Source organism: Georgenia sp. TF02-10 (assembly GCF_022759505.1).
GTDB lineage: Bacteria > Actinomycetota > Actinomycetes > Actinomycetales > Actinomycetaceae > TF02-10.
Map to the genome: position 1 here is coordinate 1,625,053 of NZ_CP094289.1, position 22,565 is coordinate 1,647,617.

The 22,565-nt window shown below is 73.3% G+C and carries 13 protein-coding genes and 3 rRNA genes; 14 read left to right on the top strand and 2 right to left on the bottom strand.

Annotated elements, in window-relative coordinates; translation table 11 throughout:
* Positions 1–34 precede the first annotated feature (34 nt).
* From argC to MF406_RS07370, 6 genes are read left to right on the top strand one after another with little or no spacing between them, the layout of a single operon-like run.
* Entirely contained in the window at positions 35–1,099 is a 1,065-nt protein-coding gene (argC, locus tag MF406_RS07345) for an N-acetyl-gamma-glutamyl-phosphate reductase (protein ID WP_242897721.1), read from the top strand.
* Positions 1,096–2,265 (top strand): bifunctional glutamate N-acetyltransferase/amino-acid acetyltransferase ArgJ, encoded by a 1,170-nt coding sequence (argJ, locus tag MF406_RS07350; RefSeq protein ID WP_242897299.1) that lies wholly within the window; start codon positions 1,096–1,098, stop codon positions 2,263–2,265. Before argC ends, argJ begins: the two co-directional genes overlap by 4 nt.
* On the top strand, positions 2,262–3,269 hold the full coding sequence (gene argB, locus MF406_RS07355; protein ID WP_242897300.1) for an acetylglutamate kinase: 1,008 nt from the start codon (positions 2,262–2,264) through the stop codon (positions 3,267–3,269). Before argJ ends, argB begins: the two co-directional genes overlap by 4 nt.
* A complete protein-coding gene (locus MF406_RS07360) occupies positions 3,266–4,513 on the top strand; it encodes an acetylornithine transaminase (protein ID WP_256463943.1) in 1,248 nt (415 codons plus the stop codon). Before argB ends, MF406_RS07360 begins: the two co-directional genes overlap by 4 nt.
* Positions 4,510–5,151 carry an arginine repressor gene (locus MF406_RS07365; protein ID WP_242897302.1) on the top strand — a complete coding sequence of 214 codons (642 nt, stop codon included), beginning with the start codon at positions 4,510–4,512 and terminating at the stop codon, positions 5,149–5,151. Before MF406_RS07360 ends, MF406_RS07365 begins: the two co-directional genes overlap by 4 nt.
* Positions 5,144–6,430, top strand: coding sequence for an argininosuccinate synthase (locus MF406_RS07370; protein ID WP_242897304.1), 1,287 nt, complete (start codon positions 5,144–5,146; stop codon positions 6,428–6,430). Before MF406_RS07365 ends, MF406_RS07370 begins: the two co-directional genes overlap by 8 nt.
* Positions 6,431–6,563: 133 nt before the next feature.
* On the opposite strand, the gene argF is transcribed toward MF406_RS07370, so the two are convergent.
* On the bottom strand, positions 6,564–7,577 hold the full coding sequence (gene argF / locus MF406_RS07375; protein WP_242897306.1) for an ornithine carbamoyltransferase: 1,014 nt from the start codon (positions 7,575–7,577) through the stop codon (positions 6,564–6,566).
* Between the two features lie 131 nt (positions 7,578–7,708).
* Positions 7,709–8,941, bottom strand: coding sequence for an arginine deiminase (locus tag MF406_RS07380; protein ID WP_242897723.1), 1,233 nt, complete (start codon positions 8,939–8,941; stop codon positions 7,709–7,711).
* Positions 8,942–9,136: 195 nt separating this feature from the next.
* On the opposite strand from MF406_RS07380, the gene argH reads away from it, so the two are divergent.
* From argH to MF406_RS07420, 8 genes are all read left to right on the top strand, one after another.
* Positions 9,137–10,897, top strand: a complete 1,761-nt coding sequence (gene argH, locus MF406_RS07385) for an argininosuccinate lyase (RefSeq protein WP_242897308.1) — start codon at positions 9,137–9,139, stop codon at positions 10,895–10,897.
* Positions 10,898–11,039: 142 nt separating this feature from the next.
* Positions 11,040–11,669 (top strand): DNA-3-methyladenine glycosylase, encoded by a 630-nt coding sequence (locus tag MF406_RS07390; protein ID WP_242897724.1) that lies wholly within the window; start codon positions 11,040–11,042, stop codon positions 11,667–11,669.
* A gap of 141 nt (positions 11,670–11,810) precedes the next feature.
* Positions 11,811–13,082, top strand: coding sequence for a tyrosine--tRNA ligase (gene tyrS, locus MF406_RS07395; protein WP_242897310.1), 1,272 nt, complete (start codon positions 11,811–11,813; stop codon positions 13,080–13,082).
* An 802-nt stretch (positions 13,083–13,884) separates the two neighbouring features.
* Positions 13,885–15,411: ribosomal RNA gene (locus MF406_RS07400) — 16S ribosomal RNA — on the top strand.
* Positions 15,412–15,726: 315 nt separating this feature from the next.
* Positions 15,727–18,845: ribosomal RNA gene (locus MF406_RS07405) — 23S ribosomal RNA — on the top strand.
* Positions 18,846–18,940: 95 nt separating this feature from the next.
* Positions 18,941–19,057, top strand: a 5S ribosomal RNA gene (gene rrf / locus MF406_RS07410).
* The 16S, 23S and 5S rRNA genes sit together here, the layout of an rRNA operon.
* 456 nt (positions 19,058–19,513) lie before the next feature.
* The gene (locus tag MF406_RS07415; protein WP_242897311.1) at positions 19,514–21,460 is read left to right on the top strand and encodes a primosomal protein; all 1,947 of its coding nucleotides are present in this window, start codon (positions 19,514–19,516) and stop codon (positions 21,458–21,460) included.
* Positions 21,457–22,557: an HAD-IIA family hydrolase gene (locus MF406_RS07420; RefSeq protein ID WP_242897313.1), complete on the top strand. Its 1,101-nt coding sequence runs from the start codon at positions 21,457–21,459 to the stop codon at positions 22,555–22,557. Before MF406_RS07415 ends, MF406_RS07420 begins: the two co-directional genes overlap by 4 nt.
* Positions 22,558–22,565 lie beyond the last annotated feature (8 nt).

Here is a 22,565-nt window from a genome sequence, read left to right on the forward strand (position 1 = left end):
CGACCCGGCGTGTCATGCAGCATGCCGTATGGTTATGCAAGTGACGTTCTCAGCTGCCGTGGCCGGGGCCTCCGGCTACGCCGGCGGCGAGGTGCTGCGCCTCCTCCTCGGCCACCCCGAGGTCGAGATCGGTGCGCTGACCGCGCACGCCAGCGCCGGCCAGCCCCTGTCCGCCCACCACCCGCACCTGCTGCCGCTCGCGGACCGCGTCCTGCAGCCCACCGCGGCGGAGGTCCTGGCCGGCCACGACGTCGTCGTCCTCGCCCTGCCGCACGGCGCCTCCGGCGAGCTCGCCGCCGCGCTGGACGCCGCCGGCTCCACCGCCCTGGTGCTGGACTGCGGCGCCGACCACCGGCTGACCGACCCAGCCGCCTGGGCCCAGTTCTACGGCGGCGAGCACGCCGGGGCCTGGCCCTACGGCCTGCCCGAGCTGGTCCGCGCCGGCACCGCCGGCCGCCAGCGCGCGGAGCTCCGCGGCGCCCGCCGGGTCGCGGTGCCCGGGTGCAACGTCACCGCCGTCACCCTCGCCCTGCAGCCCGGCGTCGCCGCCGGCGTCGTCGACCCGGCCGACGTCGTCGCGGTCCTCGCCGTCGGCTACTCCGGCGCCGGCCGGGCCGCCAAGGCGCACCTGCTCGCCGCCGAGGGGATCGGCGCGCTCGCCCCGTACGCCGTCGGCGGCGGCCACCGGCACGTGCCGGAGATCGAGCAGAACCTGCGCGCCGCCGGCGCCGCCGACGTGCGGATGTCCTTCACCCCGGTGCTCGCCCCGGTCGCCCGCGGCATCCTCGCCACCGTCACCGCCCCGCTGGCCGGCGCCGCCACCCCGGCCGACGTGCGCGCCGCCTGGGCCGAGCACTACGCCGACGAGCCGTTCGTGCACCTGCTGCCCGCGGGCACCTGGCCGACCACCGCGATGGTCACCGGCGCCAACACCGCGGCCGTGCAGGTGACCGTGGACGAGCGGGCCGGCCGGGTGGTGGCCGTCTGCGCGCTGGACAACCTCGGCAAGGGCACCGCCGGCGCCGCCGTGCAGGCGATGAACCTCGCCCTCGGCCTGCCGGAGACCACCGGCCTGACCACCGCGGGGGTGGCCCCGTGAGCGTGACCGCCCCGGCCGGCTTCCGCGCCGCCGGCGTCACCGCCGGGCTCAAGCCCTCCGGCCGCCCCGACCTCGCCCTGGTCGTCAACGACGGCCCCGAGCACGTCGCCGCCGGCGTCTTCACCACCAACCGGGTCACCGCCGCCCCGGTGCGGTGGTCCCGGGCCGCGGTCGGCGACGGCGTGGCCCGCGCCGTCGTGCTGAACTCCGGCGGCGCCAACGCCTGCACCGGCCCGGCCGGCTTCGCCGACACCCACCGCACCGCCGAGCACGCCGCCGCGGCGCTCGACGTCTCCGCCGGGGACGTCCTGGTCTGCTCCACCGGCCTGATCGGGGAGCGGCTGGACCTGCCCGCCCTGCTCGGCGGGGTCGACGCAGCCGCCGCCGCGCTGTCCGCCGACGGCGGCCCGGCCGCCGCCACCGCGATCATGACCACCGACACCGTCAGCAAGCAGACCCACGTCACCGGCCCCGGGGGCGCCTGGTCGGTCGGCGGGATGGCCAAGGGCGCCGGCATGCTCGCCCCCGGCCTGGCCACCCTGCTGTGCGTGCTGACCACCGACGCCGTGGTGGACGCCGCCACCGCCGACGCCGCCCTGCGCGCGGCCACCGCCGTCACCCTCGACCGGGTGGACTCCGACGGGTGCATGTCCACCAACGACACCGTCCTGCTGCTCGCCTCCGGCGCCACGGGCGTGCCGGCCGGCCGGGCCGAGCTGACCGCGGCCCTCACCGCCGCCTGCGCGGACCTGGCCCGACAGCTCCTCGCCGACGCCGAGGGCGCCAGCCACGACGTCGCCGTCACCGTCCGCGGCGCCACCAGCGAGCCGGCCGCCGTCGCCGTCGCCCGGGCGGTGACCCGGTCCAACCTGGTCAAGACGGCCGTCTTCGGCAACGACCCCAACTGGGGCCGGATCCTGGCCGCCGTCGGCACGGTGCCGGTCGGCGTCGCCCCGTTCGACGCCGACGACGTCGACGTCGCCATCAACGGGGTGCAGGTGTGCCGCGGCGGAGCGGTGGGGGAGGACCGCGCCCTGGTCGACCTCGCCGCCGCCCGCGAGGTGCGCATCGACGTCGACCTGCACGCCGGCCCGGCCGCAGCCACCGTCTGGACCAACGACCTCACCCACGACTACGTCCACGAGAACAGCGCGTACGCGACATGACCGAGGCAGACCTGACCACCCCCGCCGCCCTCGCGGGCCAGGCCGGCCCGAAGTCCGACGGCCGGGACGGCCGCGCGGGCCCGGACGGTGCCGGCACCGCCGACCCGGCCGGCATCGCCGACCTGTACCCGCGGGCCAAGGCCGAGGTGCTGATCCAGGCCCTGCCCTGGCTGCGCCGCTTCGCCGGCGCCCGGGTGGTGATCAAGTACGGCGGGCACGCGATGGTGGCCGACCACCTCCGGGCCAGCTTCGCCGCCGACGTCCTCTTCCTCCACCAGGTCGGGCTGCGCCCCGTCGTCGTGCACGGCGGCGGCCCGCAGATCTCGGCGATGCTGGACCGGGTGGGCCTGGGCACCGAGTTCCGCGGCGGGCTGCGGGTGACCACCCCGGACGTGATGGACGTGGTGCGGATGGTGCTGACCGGCAAGGTCCAGCGCGAGCTGGTCAGCCTGCTCAACGCCGACGTCGCCCACGCCGTGGGCCTGTCCGGGGAGGACGGGCGGCTGCTGCGGGCCCGGCGCCGCCCGGCCACGGTCGCCGGGGAGCACGTCGACGTCGGCCGGGTCGGCGACGTCGTCGAGGTCGACCCCCAGGCGGTGGAGGACCTGCTCGCCGCCGGCCGGATCCCGGTGGTGTCCACCGTGGCCCTCGACATGGACGAGCCCAGCCAGGTCCTCAATGTCAACGCGGACACCGCCGCCGCCGCGCTCGCCGTCGCGCTCGGGGCGACCAAGCTGGTCATCCTCACCGACGTGGAGGGCCTCTACGCCGCCTGGCCGGACCGCTCCTCCCTGCTCAGCACCGTCACCGCCGGCCAGCTCCGCGGCCTGTTGCCCCAGCTGGTGACCGGGATGGTCCCGAAGATGGAGGCCTGCCTGCGGGCCGTCGACGGCGGGGTGCCCCAGGCGCACGTCATCGACGGGCGGCAGGAGCACTCGATGCTGCTGGAGATCTTCACCGACGCCGGGGTAGGCACCCTGGTCGAGCCGGACGGGGCGCCGTGAGCGGGCCGGGCACCGTGAGCGGCCCGGGCTGGGCCGAGCGGTACGGCGCGGCGCTGATGAACACCTTCGGCCCGCCCCAGCGGGTCCTCGTCCGCGGCGCGGGCAGCCACGTCTGGGACGCCGACGGCCGGCGCTACCTCGACCTGCTCGGCGGCCTCGCCGTCAACGCCCTGGGCCACGCCCACCCCGCCGTCGTGCGGGCCGTCACCGACCAGCTGCAGACGCTGGGACACGTGTCCAACTTCTTCGCCACCCCCGCCCAGGTCACCCTCGCCGAGCAGCTGCTGCGCATCGTCACCCCCGGCGGCGCGCCGGCCGGCTCGCGGGTGTTCCTGGCCAACTCCGGCACCGAGGCCAACGAGGCCGCCGTCAAGCTGATCCGCCGGCACGGCGGCCCGGCCCGGCGCCGGGTCCTCGCCCTCGAGGGCGCCTTCCACGGCCGGACCCTGGGCGCGCTCGCCCTGACCCACAAGGCCGCCTACCGCGAGCCGTTCGAGCCGCTGCCCGGGGAGGTGGATTTCCTCCCGTTCGGGGACGTCGCCGCGCTGCGCGAGGCGCTGGACGAGGATGTCGCCGCGCTCGTCGTCGAGCCGATCCAGGGCGAGGCAGGTGTGCGGGTCCTGCCGCCGGGGTACCTGCCGGCCGCCCGCGAGCTCACCCGCGCCGCCGGCGCGCTGCTCGTGCTGGACGAGGTGCAGTCCGGGATGGGCCGCACCGGCACCTGGATGGCCCACCACCTGCCCCACCTCGGCGGCGGGGTGGTCCCCGACGTCGTCACCCTCGCCAAGGGGCTCGGCGGCGGGCTGCCGGTGGGCGCCGTCGTCGCCCTCGGCGCGGACATCGCCACCCTGCTCGGCCCCGGCCAGCACGGCACCACCTTCGGCGGCAACCCGGTCGTCGCCGCCGCGGCGCTCGCGGTGGTCGCGGCGCTCGACGACGGCCTGCTCGGCCACGTCACCGAGGTCGGGGACCTGCTGCGGCACAAGCTCGCCGGCCTCGGCCACCACGGCGTGGCCGAGGTGCGCGGGGAGGGGCTGCTCCTCGCCGTCGGGCTGACCGCACCGGTGGCCCAGGCGGCGGCCGGGCACCTGCTGGAGGCCGGGTTCATCGTCAACCCGGTCCGCCCCGACGCCCTGCGCCTGGCCCCGCCGCTCGTCCTGACCGCCGCCGAGGCGACCAGCTTCGTCGACGCCCTGCCCGCCGCGCTCGACGCCGCCCTGGCCGACGCCGGGGGGCAGGGATGACCGACACCGAGACCGGCGGGGTCGCCGCCACCCGGGCCGGGCGGCACGCCGTCATCGAGCAGATCCTCACCGCCGGCCCGGTGCGCTCGCAGACCGAGCTGCGGGCGGCCCTCGCCGCCCGCGGGATCCGCACCACCCAGGCCACCCTGTCCCGGGACCTGGAGGAGCTGGGCGCCACCAAGGTCCGCGGGCCCGGCGGGCAGGTCTACGCCCTCCCCGGGGAGGGCGCCGGCGGCGTGGCCCGCGCCGCCGAGGCCGAGGAGGACACCCAGATCGCCGCCCGGCTGCAGCGCTGGTGCGCCGAGGTCCTCCTCACCGCCGACACCGCCTTCCACCAGGTGGTGCTGCGCACCCCGCCCGGCGCGGCCCAGCTGCTCGCCTCCGCCATCGACCACTCGGTGCTCCCGCACGTCCTGGGCTGCATCGCCGGGGACGACACCGTGCTGGTGATCACCCGCTCCACCGAGGCCGCCGAGTCCCTCGCCCGCCGCCTGCTGGCGCTGGCCGGCCGCAGCCGGCAGGCCGACGGCGGCCCCCGCCCCACGGCCGACCCCGCCGGCGGCCCCCGCCCCACGTCCGACCCCGCCGGGGACCGCCCGGCGGACCCGCCCCGCACAGGAGAGACCCCCGATGACTGACACCCCCACCGCCGTCGCCCCCGTCCCCGCCGGCTCCGGCCGCGCCGACCGGGTCGTGCTGGCCTACTCCGGCGGGCTGGACACCTCCGTGGCGATCGGCTGGATCGGCGAGCGCACCGGCGCCGAGGTGATCGCCGTCGCCGTCGACGTCGGCCAGGGCGGGGAGGACCTGGAGGTCATCCGCCAGCGGGCGCTGGACTGCGGCGCCGTGGAGGCCTACGTCGCCGACGCTAGGGAGGAGTTCGCCACCGAGTACTGCATGCCGGCGCTGCGCGCCAACGCCCTGTACATGGACGCCTACCCGCTGGTCTCGGCGCTGTCCCGCCCGGTCATCGTCAAGCACCTGGTCCGCGCCGCCCGCCAGTTCGGCGCGACCACGGTCGCCCACGGCTGCACCGGCAAGGGCAACGACCAGGTCCGCTTCGAGGTCGGCATCACCTCCCTCGCCCCCGACCTGCGCTGCCTCGCCCCGGTCCGGGACCTGGCGCTGACCCGCGACGTCGCCATCGACTACGCCAACAAGCACGCCCTGCCGATCGAGACGACCAAGCACAACCCGTTCTCCATCGACCAGAACGTCTGGGGCCGCGCCATCGAGACCGGGTTCCTGGAGGACATCTGGAACGGCCCGACCAAGGACGTCTACGCCTACACCGACGACCCCACCTACCCGCCGCTGCCCGACGAGGTCGTGCTCACCTTCGACCGCGGCGTCCCGGTCGCCGTCGACGGCCGCGCCGTCACCCCGCTCGGCGCCGTGCAGGAGATGAACCGCCGCGCCGGCGCGCAGGGGATCGGCCGGATCGACGTCGTCGAGGACCGGCTGGTCGGGATCAAGTCCCGGGAGGTCTACGAGGCCCCGGGGGCGATGGCGCTGATCGCCGCGCACAAGGAGCTGGAGAACGTCACGATCGAGCGGGAGCAGGCCCGGTTCAAGCGGACCGTGGGGCAGCGGTGGACCGAGCTGGTCTACGACGGCCAGTGGTTCTCCCCGCTCAAGCGCTCCCTGGACGCGTTCCTGGCGGACACCCAGCGCTACGTCTCCGGGGACATCCGGATGGTCCTGCACGGCGGCCGCGCCACCGTCACCGGCCGGCGCAGCGAGCAGAGCCTGTACGACTTCGACCTGGCCACCTACGACACCGGCGACGCCTACGACCAGTCCCAGGCCAAGGGCTTCATCGAGGTCTACGGGATGACCTCCAAGCTGGCCGCGGCCCGCGACGTCACCTTCGGCAACCAGGTGGACATCGGCGCGGTCCCGGCCGTGGAGGGCTGAGGCCGGGGCCGACGGCGGCCGGCCCCCGCCGGGGCGGGCGACGTCGGTCGCACGGCTGGGCCGACGGCGGCCGGCGCGGCCGGGACCCCACGTCGGCGTCGCGGCCGGGCCGCCGTCGTGCGCCGCCCCCGGCTCAGGCCAGGGTGGCGACGAGCACCGCCTTGATGGTGTGCATCCGGTTCTCCGCCTGGTCGAAGATCACCTCGGCGTGCGCCTCGAACACCTCGTCGGTGACCTCCAGGGCGTCCATCCCGGTCTGCGCGTGGACCTCCCGGCCCACCGCGGTGCCCAGGTCGTGGTAGGCGGGCAGGCAGTGCAGGAGCTTCGCGGCCGGGTTCCCGGTGGCCGCCATCAGGCCGGCGTTGACCTGGTAGTCGCGCAGCAGCGCGATCCGCTCGGCCCAGACCGCCGGCGGCTCGCCCATGGAGACCCAGACGTCGGTGTAGACGAAGTCCGCGCCGGCCACGCCGGCGGCGACGTCGTCGGTCACGGCCAGCCGGGCCCCGGTCCGGGCGGCGACCTGGCGGGCCGCGGCCACGACGTCGGCGGCGGGCTGCAGCGGGACCGGGGCGACCACCCGCACGTCCAGGCCGAGCAGGGCGCCGGCGACCAGCACCGAGCGGGCGGTGTTGTTCCGGCCGTCCCCGACGTAGGCCAGCACCAGCTCGGCGTCGGCCTTGCGGCGCCCGTCGACGACGGGCGCGTGCTCCCGCATGGTGAGGTGGTCGGCGAGCATCTGGGTGGGGTGCCAGTCGTCGGTCAGCCCGTTCAGCACCGGCACCCCGGCGTGCGCGGCGAGGGTCTCGACGTCGGCCTGCGCCTCGCCGCGGAACTCGATGGCGTCGTACATCCGGCCGAGCACCCGGGCGGTGTCCTTGACCGACTCCTTGTGCCCGAGCTGGGAGGCGGTGGGGTCCAGGAAGGTCACGTGCGCGCCCTGGTCGTAGGCGGCGACCTCGAACGCGGCCCGGGTGCGGGTGGAGGTCTTGGCGAAGACCAGCGCGATGTTCTTGCCCCGCAGCCGCTGCGTCTCGGTGCCGGCCCGCTTGGCGGCCTTGAGCTCGGCGGCGAGGTCGAGCAGGCCGGTCCACTCCGCCGGGGCGAGGTCGAGCTCCTTGAGGAAGCTGCGTCCGTGCAGGCCTGTCATCCCTCACCCTTCGTCGTGCCGGCGGTCTGCCGGCGTCCACCGTCTGCCGTCCGGCGTCCGTCCACCGGCTGTCCGTCCCCCGGCCGTCCCGGCTCCGCCGGCCGGCCGGCAGCCGGGTCGGACCGGCCGGTCTAGCCGTCGTCCCGCAGGGTAGGGCAGGTCAGGCACCGCGGGCCGCCCCGTCCGCGGCCGAGCTCGGCGCCCGGCATGGTGCGCACCTCCACCCCGTTCTCCCGCAGGTAGGCGTTGGAGGTGACGTTGCGGTCGTAGGTGATGACGACGCCGGGCGCCACCGCGAGCGCGTTGCACCCGTCGTCCCACTGCTCCCGGGCGGCCGAGCGGGCGTCCTGCTCCGGGGTGAGCACCCGCAGCCCGTCGACGCCGATCGCCTCGGCGAGCGCGGCGTGCATCCGCTCCGGCGGGTGGTCGGCGATGCGCAGCCCGCCGGACCCGTCCGGGGTGATGGTGTAGGAGGGCAGCTGGCCCAGCCCGGCGTAGGTGATCAGGCTGCGCCGGTCCACCATCGTCATCACCGTGTCCAGGTGCATGGCCGACCGGGCCCGCGGCATCGCCAGGGCCAGCACCCGGTCCGCGGCGCCGGCCGCGAACATCCGGGTGGCCAGCCGCTCCACCCCCTGCGGGGTGGAGCGCTCGCTCATCCCGACGACGACGGCGCCGCCCCCCGCGACCAGGACGTCACCGCCCTCCACGGTCGCCTCGCCGTCGGACAGCCCGTCGGACCAGCGGGGGACCGCCAGGCCGGCGAACCGGGGGTGCCAGCGGTAGATCGCCTCGTAGTTGACGGTTTCGCGGACCCGGGCCGGCTTGCGCATGGACCCGACGGCGACGCCGTCGTAGACCCAGGCCGAGGCGTCCCGGGTGAAGATGTGGTTGGTCAGCGGCCAGATCACCAGGTCGTCGAGGCCGAGGGTGTGCAGCACGACGGAGTCGGGCACCGGGCCCTGCTCGACCAGCTCGCGCTTGGTCAGGCCGCCGACCGCCAGGGTGGTCAGGGCCGCGGCGTCCAGGCCGGCGGCCATGGCGCGCAGGGCCGGGGTGGCGGCCGGGCCCAGGACGCGCTCGTCGAGCAGGTGGTCCAGGACGAAGTCCCGGGCCGCGGGCACGGCGAGGGTCTCGGTGAGCAGGTCGGTGAGCTGGAGGACCTCGGCGCCGGCGTCGGTGAGCAGCTCGACGAGGACGTCGTGCTCCTCCTGCGCCCGACCGACCCATAGCAGGTCGTCGAAGAGGAGGTCCTTCATGTTCTGCGGGGTCAGCCGCAGCAGCTCCAGCCCGGGCCGGTGCACGATCACCTGCCGCAGCGGGCCTACCTCCGAGCCCACGTAGGGCCGTCCCGGCTCCGTCATCGTCGTCCTCCTCGCGCTCGCCCCCGGACCGGCGCCCACGGTCTCACGGCCGCCCCGCCGGTGCGTACCGGCGCGCCCGGCGGGGGCCGGGCCAGGACGGGTTCGCGCGCCCCGCCCTGCGTACCGGGGCGCCCGGCGGGGGCCGGGCCAGGACGGGTTCGCGCGCCCCGCCGCGCGGGCGGCAAGATCGGTGCCATGGTCACCAGCGAACCCGCCCCGGCCGGCGACGGTCCCGCCCCCGACGACGGCCCCGCCCGCGACGACGCTCGCGCCACGACCGACGGCCCCACCCCCGACGCCGCCGCCACGACCGACGGCCCCGGCCCGGACGCCGGCAGCGCGACCGGCGGTCCCACCGCCGACGCCGGCGCCACGACGGACGGCCCCGGCCCCGACGCCGGCAGCGCGACCGGCGGTCCCACCGCCGACGCCGGTTCCCCCGGTCGCGCCGGCGCCGTCAGCCTGTGGGGCGGCCGGTTCGCCAGCGGGCCGGCCGACGCCCTGGCGGCCCTGAGCCGCTCCACCCACGTCGACTGGCGCCTCGCGCGCTACGACATCGCCGGCTCCCGGGCGCACAGCCGCGCCCTGCACGCCGCCGGGCTGCTCGACGACGACGAGCTGGCCCGGATGCTCGACGCCCTCGACCGGCTCGACGCCGACGTGGCCGCCGGGACGTTCGCCCCCGGGCCGGCCGACGAGGACGTCCACACCGCCCTCGAGCGCGGCCTGCTCGAGCGGGCCGGGGACCACCTGGGCGGCAAGCTGCGCGCCGGCCGGTCCCGCAACGACCAGATCGCCACCCTGATCCGCCTCTACCTGCGCGACGCCGCCCGCCGGGTGGCCGCCGGCGTCCTCGACGTCGTCGACGCCCTCGTCGGCCAGGCCGCCGCCCACCCCACGGCGGTGATGCCCGGGCGCACCCACCTCCAGCACGCCCAGCCGGTGCTCCTCGCCCACCACCTGCTCGCCCACGCCTGGCCGCTGCTGCGCGACGTCCGCCGGCTGGCGGACTGGGACGCGCGCGCCGCGGTGTCCCCCTACGGCTCCGGCGCCCTGGCCGGGTCCTCCCTGGGCCTGGACCCGGACGCCGTCGCCGCGGACCTCGGCTTCGCCGCGCCGGTGGAGAACTCCATCGACGGCACCGCCAGCCGGGACGTCGTCGCCGAGCTCTCCTTCGTCCTCGCCATGACCGGGGTCGACCTGTCCCGGCTGAGCGAGGAGATCGTGCTGTGGGCGACCCAGGAGTTCGGGTTCGTCCGCCTCGACGACGCCTTCGCCACCGGGTCCTCGATCATGCCGCAGAAGAAGAACCCCGACGTCGCCGAGCTCGCCCGGGGCAAGGCCGGCCGGCTGATCGGGGACCTCGCCGGCCTGCTCGCCACCCTCAAGGGTCTGCCGCTGGCCTACAACCGGGACCTGCAGGAGGACAAGGAGCCCGTCTTCGACGGCGTGGACACCCTCGAGCTGCTGCTGCCCGCGGTCGCCGGGATGGTGGCCACCCTCACCTTCGACGTCGACCGGATGGCCGCCCTGGCCCCCCAGGGCTTCTCCCTGGCCACCGACGTCGCCGAGTGGCTGGTGCGCCGGGGGGTGCCGTTCCGGGTGGCGCACGAGGTCGCCGGGGCGTGCGTGCGGGTCTGCGAGGAGCAGGGCAAGGAGCTGGCGGACCTGACCGACGCCGAGCTGGCCGCCATCAGCCCGGACCTGACCCCCCAGGTCCGGGAGGTGCTCACGGTCACCGGCTCCGTCGCCGCCCGGGACGGCCGCGGGGGCACCGCGCCGGTGCGGGTGGCCGAGCAGCGGGCCCGGGCCGCGGAGCTGTCCGCCCGGCTGCGGGGCTGGGCGACGGCGCCCCCCGGGCCCGCCGATGCCGGCAGCGCCGGCGAGCCGGTCGGGCGCGCGGTGGTGCGCGAGCCTGCGCGCCGACCCCGGGGTGGGCGGGGTGTCTGGCGTTAGCGTGCCCGGCGCCAGCGCCGACGGGTCGGCCGGGGCGCGCACGGGCGCGGGGGCCGAGGCGGAGCCCGGTGACGGCGCGGGGACGGACGGCGCGGGGACGGACGGCGCGGGGACGCCCGCGCCGGGGCAGCCGTGGTCGGCGCTGCTCGCCCGGCCGGCCCTGGAGGTGGCTCCGGCGCTCCTCGGGGCGGTCCTCACCGTCCGCGGCACGCCCGGCGAGGCCGGCAGCGGCGGGGCCGGCGTCGCAGTCCGCCTGACCGAGGTCGAGGCCTACAGCGGCACCGCCGACCCCGGCTCGCACGCCTACCGCGGCCGGACGGCCCGCACCGCCCCGATGTTCGGCCCCGCCGGGCACCTGTACGTCTACTTCACCTACGGCATGCACTGGTGCGCCAACCTCGTCTGCGGCCCGGCCGGGACGGCGTCCGCGGTGCTGCTGCGCGCCGCGGAGGTCGTCGCCGGCCACGACCTCGCCCGCCACCGCCGGCCCGCCGCCCGCACCGACCGCGACCTGGCCCGCGGCCCGGCCCGCCTGGCGCAGGCGCTGGGCCTCACCGGCGCCGACAGCGGTCTGCCGCTGCAGGTGGGCGGGCGGGCCGAGCTCGCGCTCGCCCCGGCCCCCGGCCCCGCGCAGGTCTCGACCGGCCCGCGCGTCGGCGTCGCTGGGCCCGGCGGTGATGCCACCGACTACCCCTGGCGGTTCTGGCTCACCGGCGAGCCGACCGTCTCCGCCTACCGCCCCGGCACGGCCCGCCGCCGTCGTCCGGGCTGAGGCAGCCGGCGGTGCCCGGCCCGGCCGGTCGTCGTCGGCGGCACCGCCTGCGGGCGGACGGCTGCCGGACCAGGCCCGCCCGCACGGCACACTGGTACCGGCGTCCGGGAGCGGGCACCTGCACAGGAAGGCAAGAGAAGCGTGACCGACATCATCGATGAGCTCCAGTGGCGTGGCCTGGTCGCCCAGACCACCGACGAGGCCGCGCTGCGCGCTGCGCTCGCGGCCGGGCCCGTCACGCTCTACTGCGGCTTCGACCCGACCGCGCCGAGCCTGCACATCGGGAACCTCGTGCAGGTCCTGACCGTCCGCCGGCTGCAGGACGCCGGGCACCGCCCGCTCGCGCTGGTCGGCGGTGCCACCGGCCTGATCGGGGACCCGAAGATGGCGGGGGAGCGCACCCTCAACGCGCCGGACGTCGTCGCGGGCTGGGTCGAGCGCATCCGCCGCCAGATCGAGCCGCTGCTGCGGTTCGACGGGCCGTCCGCCGCCCGGATGGTCAACAACCTCGACTGGACCGCGCCCCTGTCGGCCATCGACTTCCTGCGCGACATCGGCAAGCACTACCGGCTCGGCACGATGCTCGCCAAGGACACCGTCGCCCGGCGCCTCCACAGCGAGCAGGGCATCAGCTTCACCGAGTTCAGCTACCAGATCCTGCAGGGGATGGACTACCTCGAGCTGCACCGCCGGCACGGGGTGACGCTGCAGACCGGGGGCAACGACCAGTGGGGCAACCTGCTGTCCGGCGTCGAGCTGATCCGCAAGGTCGAGGGCACGGAGGTGCACGCCCTGACCACGCCGCTGATCACCAAGGCGGACGGCACCAAGTTCGGCAAGACGGAGTCCGGGACGGTCTGGCTCGACCCGGAGATGACCAGCCCGTACGCCTTCTACCAGTTCTGGCTCAACACCGACGACGCCGACGTGGTGCGCTACCTCAAGGTGTTCACCTTCCGCAGCCGGGCCGAGACCGAGGACCTGGCGACGGCGGTGCGCGAGCGGCCGCAGGCGCGCCAGGCGCAGCGGGCGCTGGCGGCGGACGTCACGACCCTCGTGCACGGGGCGGCCGCCGCCGAGCGGGTCCAGCGCGCCTCCCGGGCGCTGTTCGGCGGGGAGGACCTGCGCGCGCTGGACGGGCAGACCCTCCGCGACGCCGTCGCCGAGCTCCCCCGCGGCCAGGTCCGGCTCGGCGAAGCCACCATGGTGGACCTGCTCCTGGCCAGCGGGCTGGAACGAGGCCGCTCCGCAGCCCGGCGCACGATCGCCAGCGGCGGCGCGTACGTCAACAACGCCAAGGTCCAGGACGAGGACCGGCTGCTCGAGCCGGGCGACCTGCTGAACGGGGGCGTCGTCCTCGTCCGCAAGGGCCGCCGCTCGCTGGCCGTGGTGGACGCCGACGGCGCGGCCTGAGACCACCGCTGCCGCCCCGGCCGCGGCCGTCGGCCGGGCGCCTGCGGGCGACGCCACCGCGCAACCGGGCGACGCACCGCGCAACCGGGTGACGGCCACCGCGGGACGCCGGCCGGGCGGCAGCGGCACCAGCACCGGCACGCACCAGCACCGGCACCGGCCCCGAGGACGCCCGGGCCGGCCCGCTGTGCGGCACGTCTCAGCCGGCCCCACGCCCGCCCAGGCCCCTGCGCACCACTCCTCGCACGGTAGAACCGCAGGTCACGGCGCTGCTCGGACCCTCGGCGGCGCCGGGCGGCCCGGGTTGACGACCCTGCCCCGCCCACGTAATGTTCCTCTTGCTGCGCGGCACGGGAGGCACGGACACCACGAGGTGGCCGGTCCCGCGAGCAGCTCCCAGACAGCCTGCCGGACCCGGTGACACGATCACCGGCGAACGGACGACCGTCGGGACGGCCACCAGGCCCCGCGACGAGCGGGTTGCCGACGGCGGGCCGAGCAGGTAGAGTACAACGTCGCCCCGGTCGGGTTGCCACCTAGTGGTGGGGCCCCATGGTGTGTGTCTGTTTCTTGAGAACTCAACAGCGTGCCAAGTTTTTGATGCCATGTGATCGTCGTGCGTGGCTGCTGGTCCTTCGCCGTTCGTGGTGGGGGGTGGTGGTCGGGTGCGGGGGTCGAAGTTTTTGTTCTTGGTTGGTGCCTGCCTCGGTGCCCCTGGTTTCGGGGTGGGTGCTTGCTTGGATTGTTTTCTTCGTATCGATGGTTGTGGCCGCCCGGCTGGGTGGTCGCGAACGTTGGGTTTTTAACGGAGAGTTTGATCCTGGCTCAGGACGAACGCTGGCGGCGTGCTTAACACATGCAAGTCGAACGATGATGGTCCAGCTTGCTGGGCCTGATTAGTGGCGAACGGGTGAGTAACACGTGAGCAACCTGCCCCTGACTTCGGGATAACCTCGGGAAACCGGGGCTAATACCGGATATGAGGCCGCCTCGCATGGGGTGGTCTGGAAAGACTGTGTCGGTTGGGGATGGGCTCGCGGCCTATCAGCTTGTTGGTGGGGTGATGGCCTACCAAGGCGACGACGGGTAGCCGGCCTGAGAGGGTGACCGGCCACACTGGGACTGAGACACGGCCCAGACTCCTACGGGAGGCAGCAGTGGGGAATATTGCACAATGGGCGCAAGCCTGATGCAGCGACGCCGCGTGAGGGATGACGGCCTTCGGGTTGTAAACCTCTTTCAGCAGGGAAGAAGCCTCCGGGTGACGGTACCTGCAGAAGAAGCGCCGGCTAACTACGTGCCAGCAGCCGCGGTAATACGTAGGGCGCAAGCGTTGTCCGGAATTATTGGGCGTAAAGAGCTCGTAGGCGGTCTGTCGCGTCTGCTGTGAAAACGCGGGGCTCAACCCCGCGCCTGCAGTGGGTACGGGCAGGCTCGAGTGCGGTAGGGGAGACTGGAATTCCTGGTGTAGCGGTGGAATGCGCAGATATCAGGAGGAACACCGATGGCGAAGGCAGGTCTCTGGGCCGTTACTGACGCTGAGGAGCGAAAGCATGGGGAGCGAACAGGATTAGATACCCTGGTAGTCCATGCCGTAAACGTTGGGCACTAGGTGTGGGGCCCATTCCACGGGTTCCGCGCCGCAGCTAACGCATTAAGTGCCCCGCCTGGGGAGTACGGCCGCAAGGCTAAAACTCAAAGGAATTGACGGGGGCCCGCACAAGCGGCGGAGCATGCGGATTAATTCGATGCAACGCGAAGAACCTTACCAAGGCTTGACATACACCGGAAACGCCCAGAGATGGGTGCCCCGCAAGGTCGGTGTACAGGTGGTGCATGGTTGTCGTCAGCTCGTGTCGTGAGATGTTGGGTTAAGTCCCGCAACGAGCGCAACCCTTGTCCTGTGTTGCCAGCGGGTTATGCCGGGGACTCATGGGAGACTGCCGGGGTCAACTCGGAGGAAGGTGGGGATGACGTCAAATCATCATGCCCCTTATGTCTTGGGCTTCACGCATGCTACAATGGCCGGTACAAAGGGCTGCTAAGCCGTGAGGTGGAGCGAATCCCAAAAAGCCGGTCTCAGTTCGGATTGGGGTCTGCAACTCGACCCCATGAAGTCGGAGTCGCTAGTAATCGCAGATCAGCAACGCTGCGGTGAATACGTTCTCGGGCCTTGTACACACCGCCCGTCACGTCATGAAAGTCGGTAACACCCGAAGCCGGTGGCCCAACCCCTTGTGGGGGGGAGCCGTCGAAGGTGGGACTGGCGATTGGGACGAAGTCGTAACAAGGTAGCCGTACCGGAAGGTGCGGCTGGATCACCTCCTTTCTAAGGAGCACTGTCGCCGCGCCCCCCTTGGGGGTGTGGTGGTGGCCCCTGGCGCACGGCGAGTGTCCGTGCGGGGGGTTGCTCAGCTGGGTGGAACGTCGAGGGCTTGTGCACGCTGTTGGGTCCTGAGGGAGCAGGCCCGCCACCATCCGTCCCGCCGCGTGCGGGGCGGGTGTGGGGGGGTTGGTTCGCTCGAGAGGGCCGCCCGGGCCGGGCCCCACCGACTGTGGTGGGGCGTGGGCTGGTGTCGGTGGGTAGCTTGAGAACTGTACAGTGGACGCGAGCATCTTGTAGTTTTTTTGTTGTAGTGCTTGTGGTCAAGTTTTTAAGAGCATACGGTGGATGCCTTGGCACCAGGAGCCGAAGAAGGACGTCGTAGCCTGCGATAAGCCTCGGGGAGCTGGCAAACGAGCTGTGATCCGAGGGTGTCCGAATGGGGGAACCCGGCCGCAGTCATGTGCGGTCGCCCGCGCCTGAATATATAGGGCGTGCGGCGGGAACGCGGGGAAGTGAAACATCTCAGTACCCGCAGGAGAAGATATTCCGTGAGTAGTGGCGAGCGAAAGCGGATGAGGCTAAACCGTGGGTGTGTGACAGCCGGCAGGCGTTGCACCCGCGGGGTCGTGGGACCTGCTTGCCGCCTCTGCCGGGGCGGTGCGGAGTGAGCAAGCCGTGGTGTAGCCGAACGGTCTGGGAAGGCCGGGCGTAGCGGGTGAGACCCCCGTAGGCGAAACACCGCGGCCTCCGTGCAGGGATCCCGAGTAGCACGGGGCCCGTGAAATCCCGTGCGAATCTGCCAAGACCACTTGGTAAGCCTAAATACTCCCTGGTGACCGATAGCGGACAAGTACCGTGAGGGAAAGGTGAAAAGTACCCCGGGAGGGGAGTGAAAGAGTACCTGAAACCGTGTGCTTACAACCCGTCGGAGCCTCCTTGGTGGGGGTGACGGCGTGCCTTTTGAAGAATGAGCCTGCGAGTTAGCGGTGCGTGGCGAGGTTAACCCGTCGTGGGGGAGCCGTAGCGAAAGCGAGTCCGAACAGGGCGACACAGTCGCGTGCTCTAGACCCGAAGCGGAGTGATCTACCCATGGGCAGGTTGAAGCGCGGGTAAGACCGCGTGGAGGACCGCACCCACTTAGGTTGAAAACTGAGGGGATGACCTGTGGGTAGGGGTGAAAGGCCAATCAAACTCCGTGATAGCTGGTTCTCCCCGAAATGCATTTAGGTGCAGCGTCGTGTGCTGCTTGCCGGAGGTAGAGCTACTGGATGGCCGATGGGCCCTACCAGGTTACTGACGTCAACCAAACTCCGAATGCCGGTAAGTGTGAGCACGGCAGTGAGACGGCGGGGGATAAGCTTCGTCGTCGAGAGGGAAACAGCCCAGACCACCGGCTAAGGCCCCCAAGCGTGTGCTAAGTGGGAAAGGATGTGGAGTTGCACAGACAACCAGGAGGTTGGCTTAGAAGCAGCCACCCTTGAAAGAGTGCGTAATAGCTCACTGGTCAAGTGATTCTGCGCCGACAATTTAGCGGGGCTCAAGCACACCGCCGAAGCCGTGGCACCTGCGCATGACCCCAGCCACGCGGCACTGCTGCGTGGTTCAGGGGCGCGGGTGGGTAGGGGAGCGTCGTGCGGGAGGCGAAGCCGCGGGGTGACCCAGCGGTGGATCCCGCACGAGTGAGAATGCAGGCATGAGTAGCGAAAGACGGGTGAGAAACCCGTCCGCCGATTGACCAAGGGTTCCAGGGCCAGGCTAATCCGCCCTGGGTAAGTCGGGACCTAAGGCGAGGCCGACAGGCGTAGTCGATGGACAACGGGTTGATATTCCCGTACCGGCGAAGGACCGACCATACCGAGCCCGGTGATGCTGACCACCCGAACCCGCTCGTCTTCCTTCGGGGAGGTGGGTGGGGGAGCGTGGGACCCGATCCGGCAGTAGGTAAGCGTGTTAACAGGGGTGACGCAGACAGGTAGCCACCGCGTGCTTAGTGGCAACGCACGTCCAAGGATGCAGGGCGGGGTGCAGGCAAATCCGCACCCCACGAGCCTGAGGTCCGAGGGTGACCCCGTAGGGGGGAAGCAGGGTGATCCTATGCTGCCAAGAAAAGCCTCGACGCGAGGGACTAGCCGCCCGTACCCTAAACCGACCCAGGTGGTCAGGTAGAGTATACCGAGGCGATCGAGAGAATCGTGGTCAAGGAACTCGGCAAAATGCCCCCGTAACTTCGGGAGAAGGGGGGCCCGCGGGGTGAGGCCACATTGCTGGCTGGCTCTTGCGGGCCGCAGAGACCAGAGAGAAGCGACTGTTTACTAAAAACACAGGTCCGTGCGAAGTCGCAAGACGATGTATACGGACTGACGCCTGCCCGGTGCTGGAAGGTTAAGAGGACGGGTCAGCCACGCGAGTGGCGAAGCTCAGAATTTAAGCCCCAGTAAACGGCGGTGGTAACTATAACCATCCTAAGGTAGCGAAATTCCTTGTCGGGTAAGTTCCGACCTGCACGAATGGCGTAACGACTTCTCTGCTGTCTCGACCACGAGCTCGGCGAAATTGCACTACGAGTAAAGATGCTCGTTTCGCGCAGCAGGACGGAAAGACCCCGGGACCTTTACTATAGCTTGGTATTGGTGTTCGGTGCGGCTTGTGTAGGATAGGTGGGAGACTGTGAAGCGGCCACGCCAGTGGTCGTGGAGTCGCCGTTGAAATACCACTCTGGTCGTACTGCACATCTAACCTCGGTCCGTGATCCGGACCAGGGACAGTGCCTGGTGGGTAGTTTAACTGGGGCGGTTGCCTCCTAAAACGTAACGGAGGCGCTCAAAGGTTCCCTCAGCCTGGTTGGCAATCAGGTGGCGAGTGCAAGTGCACAAGGGAGCTTGACTGCGAGACTGACAGGTCGAGCAGGGACGAAAGTCGGAACTAGTGATCCGGCGGTGGCTTGTGGAAGCGCCGTCGCTCAACGGATAAAAGGTACCCCGGGGATAACAGGCTGATCTTGCCCAAGAGTCCATATCGACGGCATGGTTTGGCACCTCGATGTCGGCTCGTCGCATCCTGGGGCTGGAGCTGGTCCCAAGGGTTGGGCTGTTCGCCCATTAAAGCGGTACGCGAGCTGGGTTTAGAACGTCGTGAGACAGTTCGGTCCCTATCCGCTGCGCGCGCAGGAAACTTGAGAAGGCCTGTCCCTAGTACGAGAGGACCGGGACGGACGAACCTCTGGTGTGCCAGTTGTTCCGCCAGGAGCACGGCTGGTTGGCTACGTTCGGGAGGGATAACCGCTGAAAGCATCTAAGCGGGAAGCCTGCTTCAAGATGAGGTTTCCGCCACCCTTGTGGTGGGAAGGCCCCCAGCAGACTACTGGGTTGATAGGCCGGACGTGGAAGCGGGGCAACCCGTGAAGCTGACCGGTACTAATTGGCCGACAACTTAACCACGAACCAGCACCACAACGTTGGCTGCTGGGTGCGAGCGTCCACTGTACGGTTCCCGAGATACCCACCCCCGCCGGTGGTTGATATCTCCATAGAGTTACGGCGGTCATAGCGAGGGGGAAACGCCCGGTCCCATTCCGAACCCGGAAGCTAAGCCCCTCAGCGCCGATGGTACTGCACGGGCGACCGTGTGGGAGAGTAGGACACCGCCGAACACCCATTGATCGAGGAGGCCGCAACCCACGTTGCGGCCTCCTCGGCATTTATGCTGGTGCTTACGGCGCTGCCGACCCAGGCGCTACCACCCCTGATCTTGGAGAATCTGCCCAGCCATGGCGAACGACGACGAGGACCTTCCCCGCAACCGACGCGGACCTGACCGCCCTCGCCGCGGCCCTGGCACCGAAGGGGCCCCTGGCCGCGCGAGCGACCGGGCCTCCGATGCCCGGCGCGCAGGCGGGTGGCGCGACGGGGCCGGCGCCCAGCGCGGCGCCGACCGAGCAAACGGACCGTCCAAGGGAGCTGGACGCCGCCGGGCGGGTGATGAGCGCGGCAGGCCCGGGCGCGCCGGAGGCACGGCTGCGGAGCGGCGCCCGGGTCGCCAGGACGACGACCGTGCAGCCCGTCGCTACGGCGACCGCAACGGGTTCGGTGGACGCCCCGACCGGAGCGTGGGGCGCGCGGGATACGCCGATGACCGGCGCCAGGGTGGAGGCTTCCGGGGCGAGGGCCCGGGCTACCGGCGCGAGGACCGGCGGTACGGCGCGCCGGCCCGGGGCGACGACGGGGGCTACGGGCGCGACGACCGCCGGCGAGGGACACCTGGCCGGGGCGATGGTGGGAGCGACGATCGTGGCCGCCGCACCACCGAGGATCGGCGCGACCGGCGCAGCGACGGCGCCGGGCGTCGCGACGGGGGCCGTTACCGACCGGGCGGTGATGAGCGGCGCGGCAACGACCCTGGCGGTCGACGTGATGACCGGCGGCAGGGCGAGGGCCGGCGACCGGACCGCCCGCGGCACGGCGCCGACGGCGCGGACCGGACCGGCGGCAGCCGGCCGGCCTGGCGCGATCGCGACGACCGGCGCCGCGGCGGCGACGGCTACCGCAGCGGTGGCGGCTACCGCGACGGTGACCGCTACCGCGGCGACGACGGCTACCGCGGCGGGCGGGAGGGCTACGCCGCCGGCCCGCGCCGTGGGCCCGGGGATTCCCCGGGTGAGCGGGGCTACCGGCGCCCCGAGGAGCGAGACGCTGACCGGGGCGACGGACGCGGCCCGCGGCGCGGTGACGGTCCCTATCGTGACCGCCGGCCGGAGCGCGGCCCCCGGGACGAGGGCAACCGCTACCGCGGCGACGACGGGCCCGGGTACCGCCGTCGCGAGGCCGACCGGTCCGGCCGTGAGGGGTGGCAGCCCGCGGCCCGCCGCCCAGACCGGGGCCAGCGGGACGACGGCGAGCGCCGCCGCACGACCGGCGGCTACCGCCCGTCCGGCACGTACCGGCCCAACGGCCGGCCGCCCCGGGAGGACCGGCCCCGGCCGCGCGACGAGCGTCCGGCCGAGCCCGCGCTGCCCGATGACGTCACCCCGCAGATGCTCGACCGCGGCGCGCGGGCCCCGCTGCGCACGCTCAGCAAGACGAACGCGGACACCGTCGCCCGGCACCTGGTGATGGCCGGCCGGCTGCTGGACACCGACCCGGAGACCTCGTACGCGCACGCCCAGGCGGCCATGCGGCGGGCCGGACGGGTAGACGTCGTCCGCGAGGCCCTGGCCGTGACCGCCTACGCCACCGGCCGGTACGCGGAGGCGCTCCGCGAGCTCCGCACGGTGCGCCGGCTGTCCGGGATCGACGCCCACCGGGCGATGGAGGCCGACTGCGAGCGGGGCCTCGGCCGCCCGGAGCGGGCCCTGGCCATCGTGGCGGGGACCGACCCGACCACGCTGACCGAGGAGGACCGGGTGGAGCTGGCGATCGTGGCCAGCGGCGCCCGCGCCGACCTCGGCGAGCCGGAGGCCGGTCTGCTGGCGCTGGACGCCGTCCCGGTCGACCCGGTGCGGTCCCCGGACCTCGCGGCCCGCCTGGCCCGGGTGCGGGCCGACCGGCTCACCGAGCTCGGCCGGTCGGACGAGGCCGCCGAGCTCCTCCGCGAGCTGGGTCCAGACACCGAGCCCGAGGAGGCGGTGGTCGTGGTCGACCTGGCCGAGGAGCTCGTCGACCCGACGGACGAGCCCGCCAGCGACCCGACGGACGAGACCGTTGACGAGCCGGCGGACGAGGCCGCCGACGACCGGGCGGACGAGGCCGCCGACGACCGGGCAAACGACGGCGCCGAAGCGCCGGACGAGGCCGCCCCCGGTCGCATGGACGACGGCGAGCCGACCGTAGCTTCCGGGGCGGCGGTGGACGACGGCGAGCAGGCCGCAGCGCCCGGGCCGGCGGGGGACGACGGCGAGCCGACGGTAGCCCCCGGGCCGGCGGGGGACGACGGCGGGGCCGTCGCAGCCCCGGCTCCGAGCATGGGCCGGGCCACCGTCTCCAGCCCCGCACCGGCGCAGGAAGACCCCGCCGGGGCTCAGCCCGTCCCGCCCGAGCCCGAGGAGCAGGAGCGATGACCACCCAGCCCCGCACCGGCACCGCGCCGGCGGCAGTGGCGCCGACGCTGCTCGGCACCGCCGAGCCGCTCGCCACCGCCTACGACCTCGCCCTGATGGACCTCGACGGGGTGTGCTACCGCGGCGCCGAGCCGGTGGAGCACGCCGACGAGGGCGTCGCCGCGGCGCGGACGCTCGGCATGCGCACCGTCTTCGTGACCAACAACGCCAACCGGCCCCCGGCCACCGTGGCCGACCAGCTCACCGGCCTGGGCATCCCCACCCGCGCCGAGGAGGTCATGACCTCCTCCCAGGCCGCCGCCGCGGTGCTGGCCGAGACGCTGCCCGCCGGCACCCTCGTGCTCGCCGTCGGCGGCGCCGGCCTGCGCGAGGCGCTGACCGAGGCCGGGTTCCGGATCACCGCCTCCGCCGCGGACCGGCCGGCCGCCGTCGTCCAGGGCTTCGCACCCGAGGTGGGCTGGGCGCAGCTGACCGAGGCGGCGTACGCGATCGGCGCCGGCGCCCGGTACGTCGCCACCAACCTCGACGCCACGCTGCCCACCGAACGGGGCATGGCCGTGGGCAACGGGTCCCTGGTGGCCGCCGTCGTCAGCGCCACCGGGGTCCGCCCGGTCTCGGCCGGCAAGCCCCAGCCGGAGATCTTCCGCCAGGCCGCCGCCCGCGGCGCCGGCACGCGGCCGCTGGCCGTGGGGGACCGGCTGGACACCGACCTCGCCGGCGCCCGGGCCGCCGGGATCCCCGGGCTGCACGTCCTCACCGGGGTCAGCGACGCCCGCGACGTCCTGCTCGCCGCCCCCGCCGAGCGGCCCAGCTACCTCGCCGTGGACCTGCGCGGCCTCGCCGAGCCCCACCCGGCGCCCGTCCCGGCCGGCGGGGGCTGGTGGTCCTGCGGGGCCGCCGCGGCCCGCGTCGCCGACCCACCGCACCTCGCGCTGCGGCTCGGCACGGCCGTGACCGAGCTCGAGCCGGAGACGCCCGTGACGGTGTCGCTGGACGCCTGGCGCTGCCTCACCGCCGCCGCCTGGGCGGCCGCCGACGCCGGTACCCCGATGGCCCGTCAACAGGTGCCCGCGCTCGAGGTGGTAGCCCCGCGATAGCCTGGCGC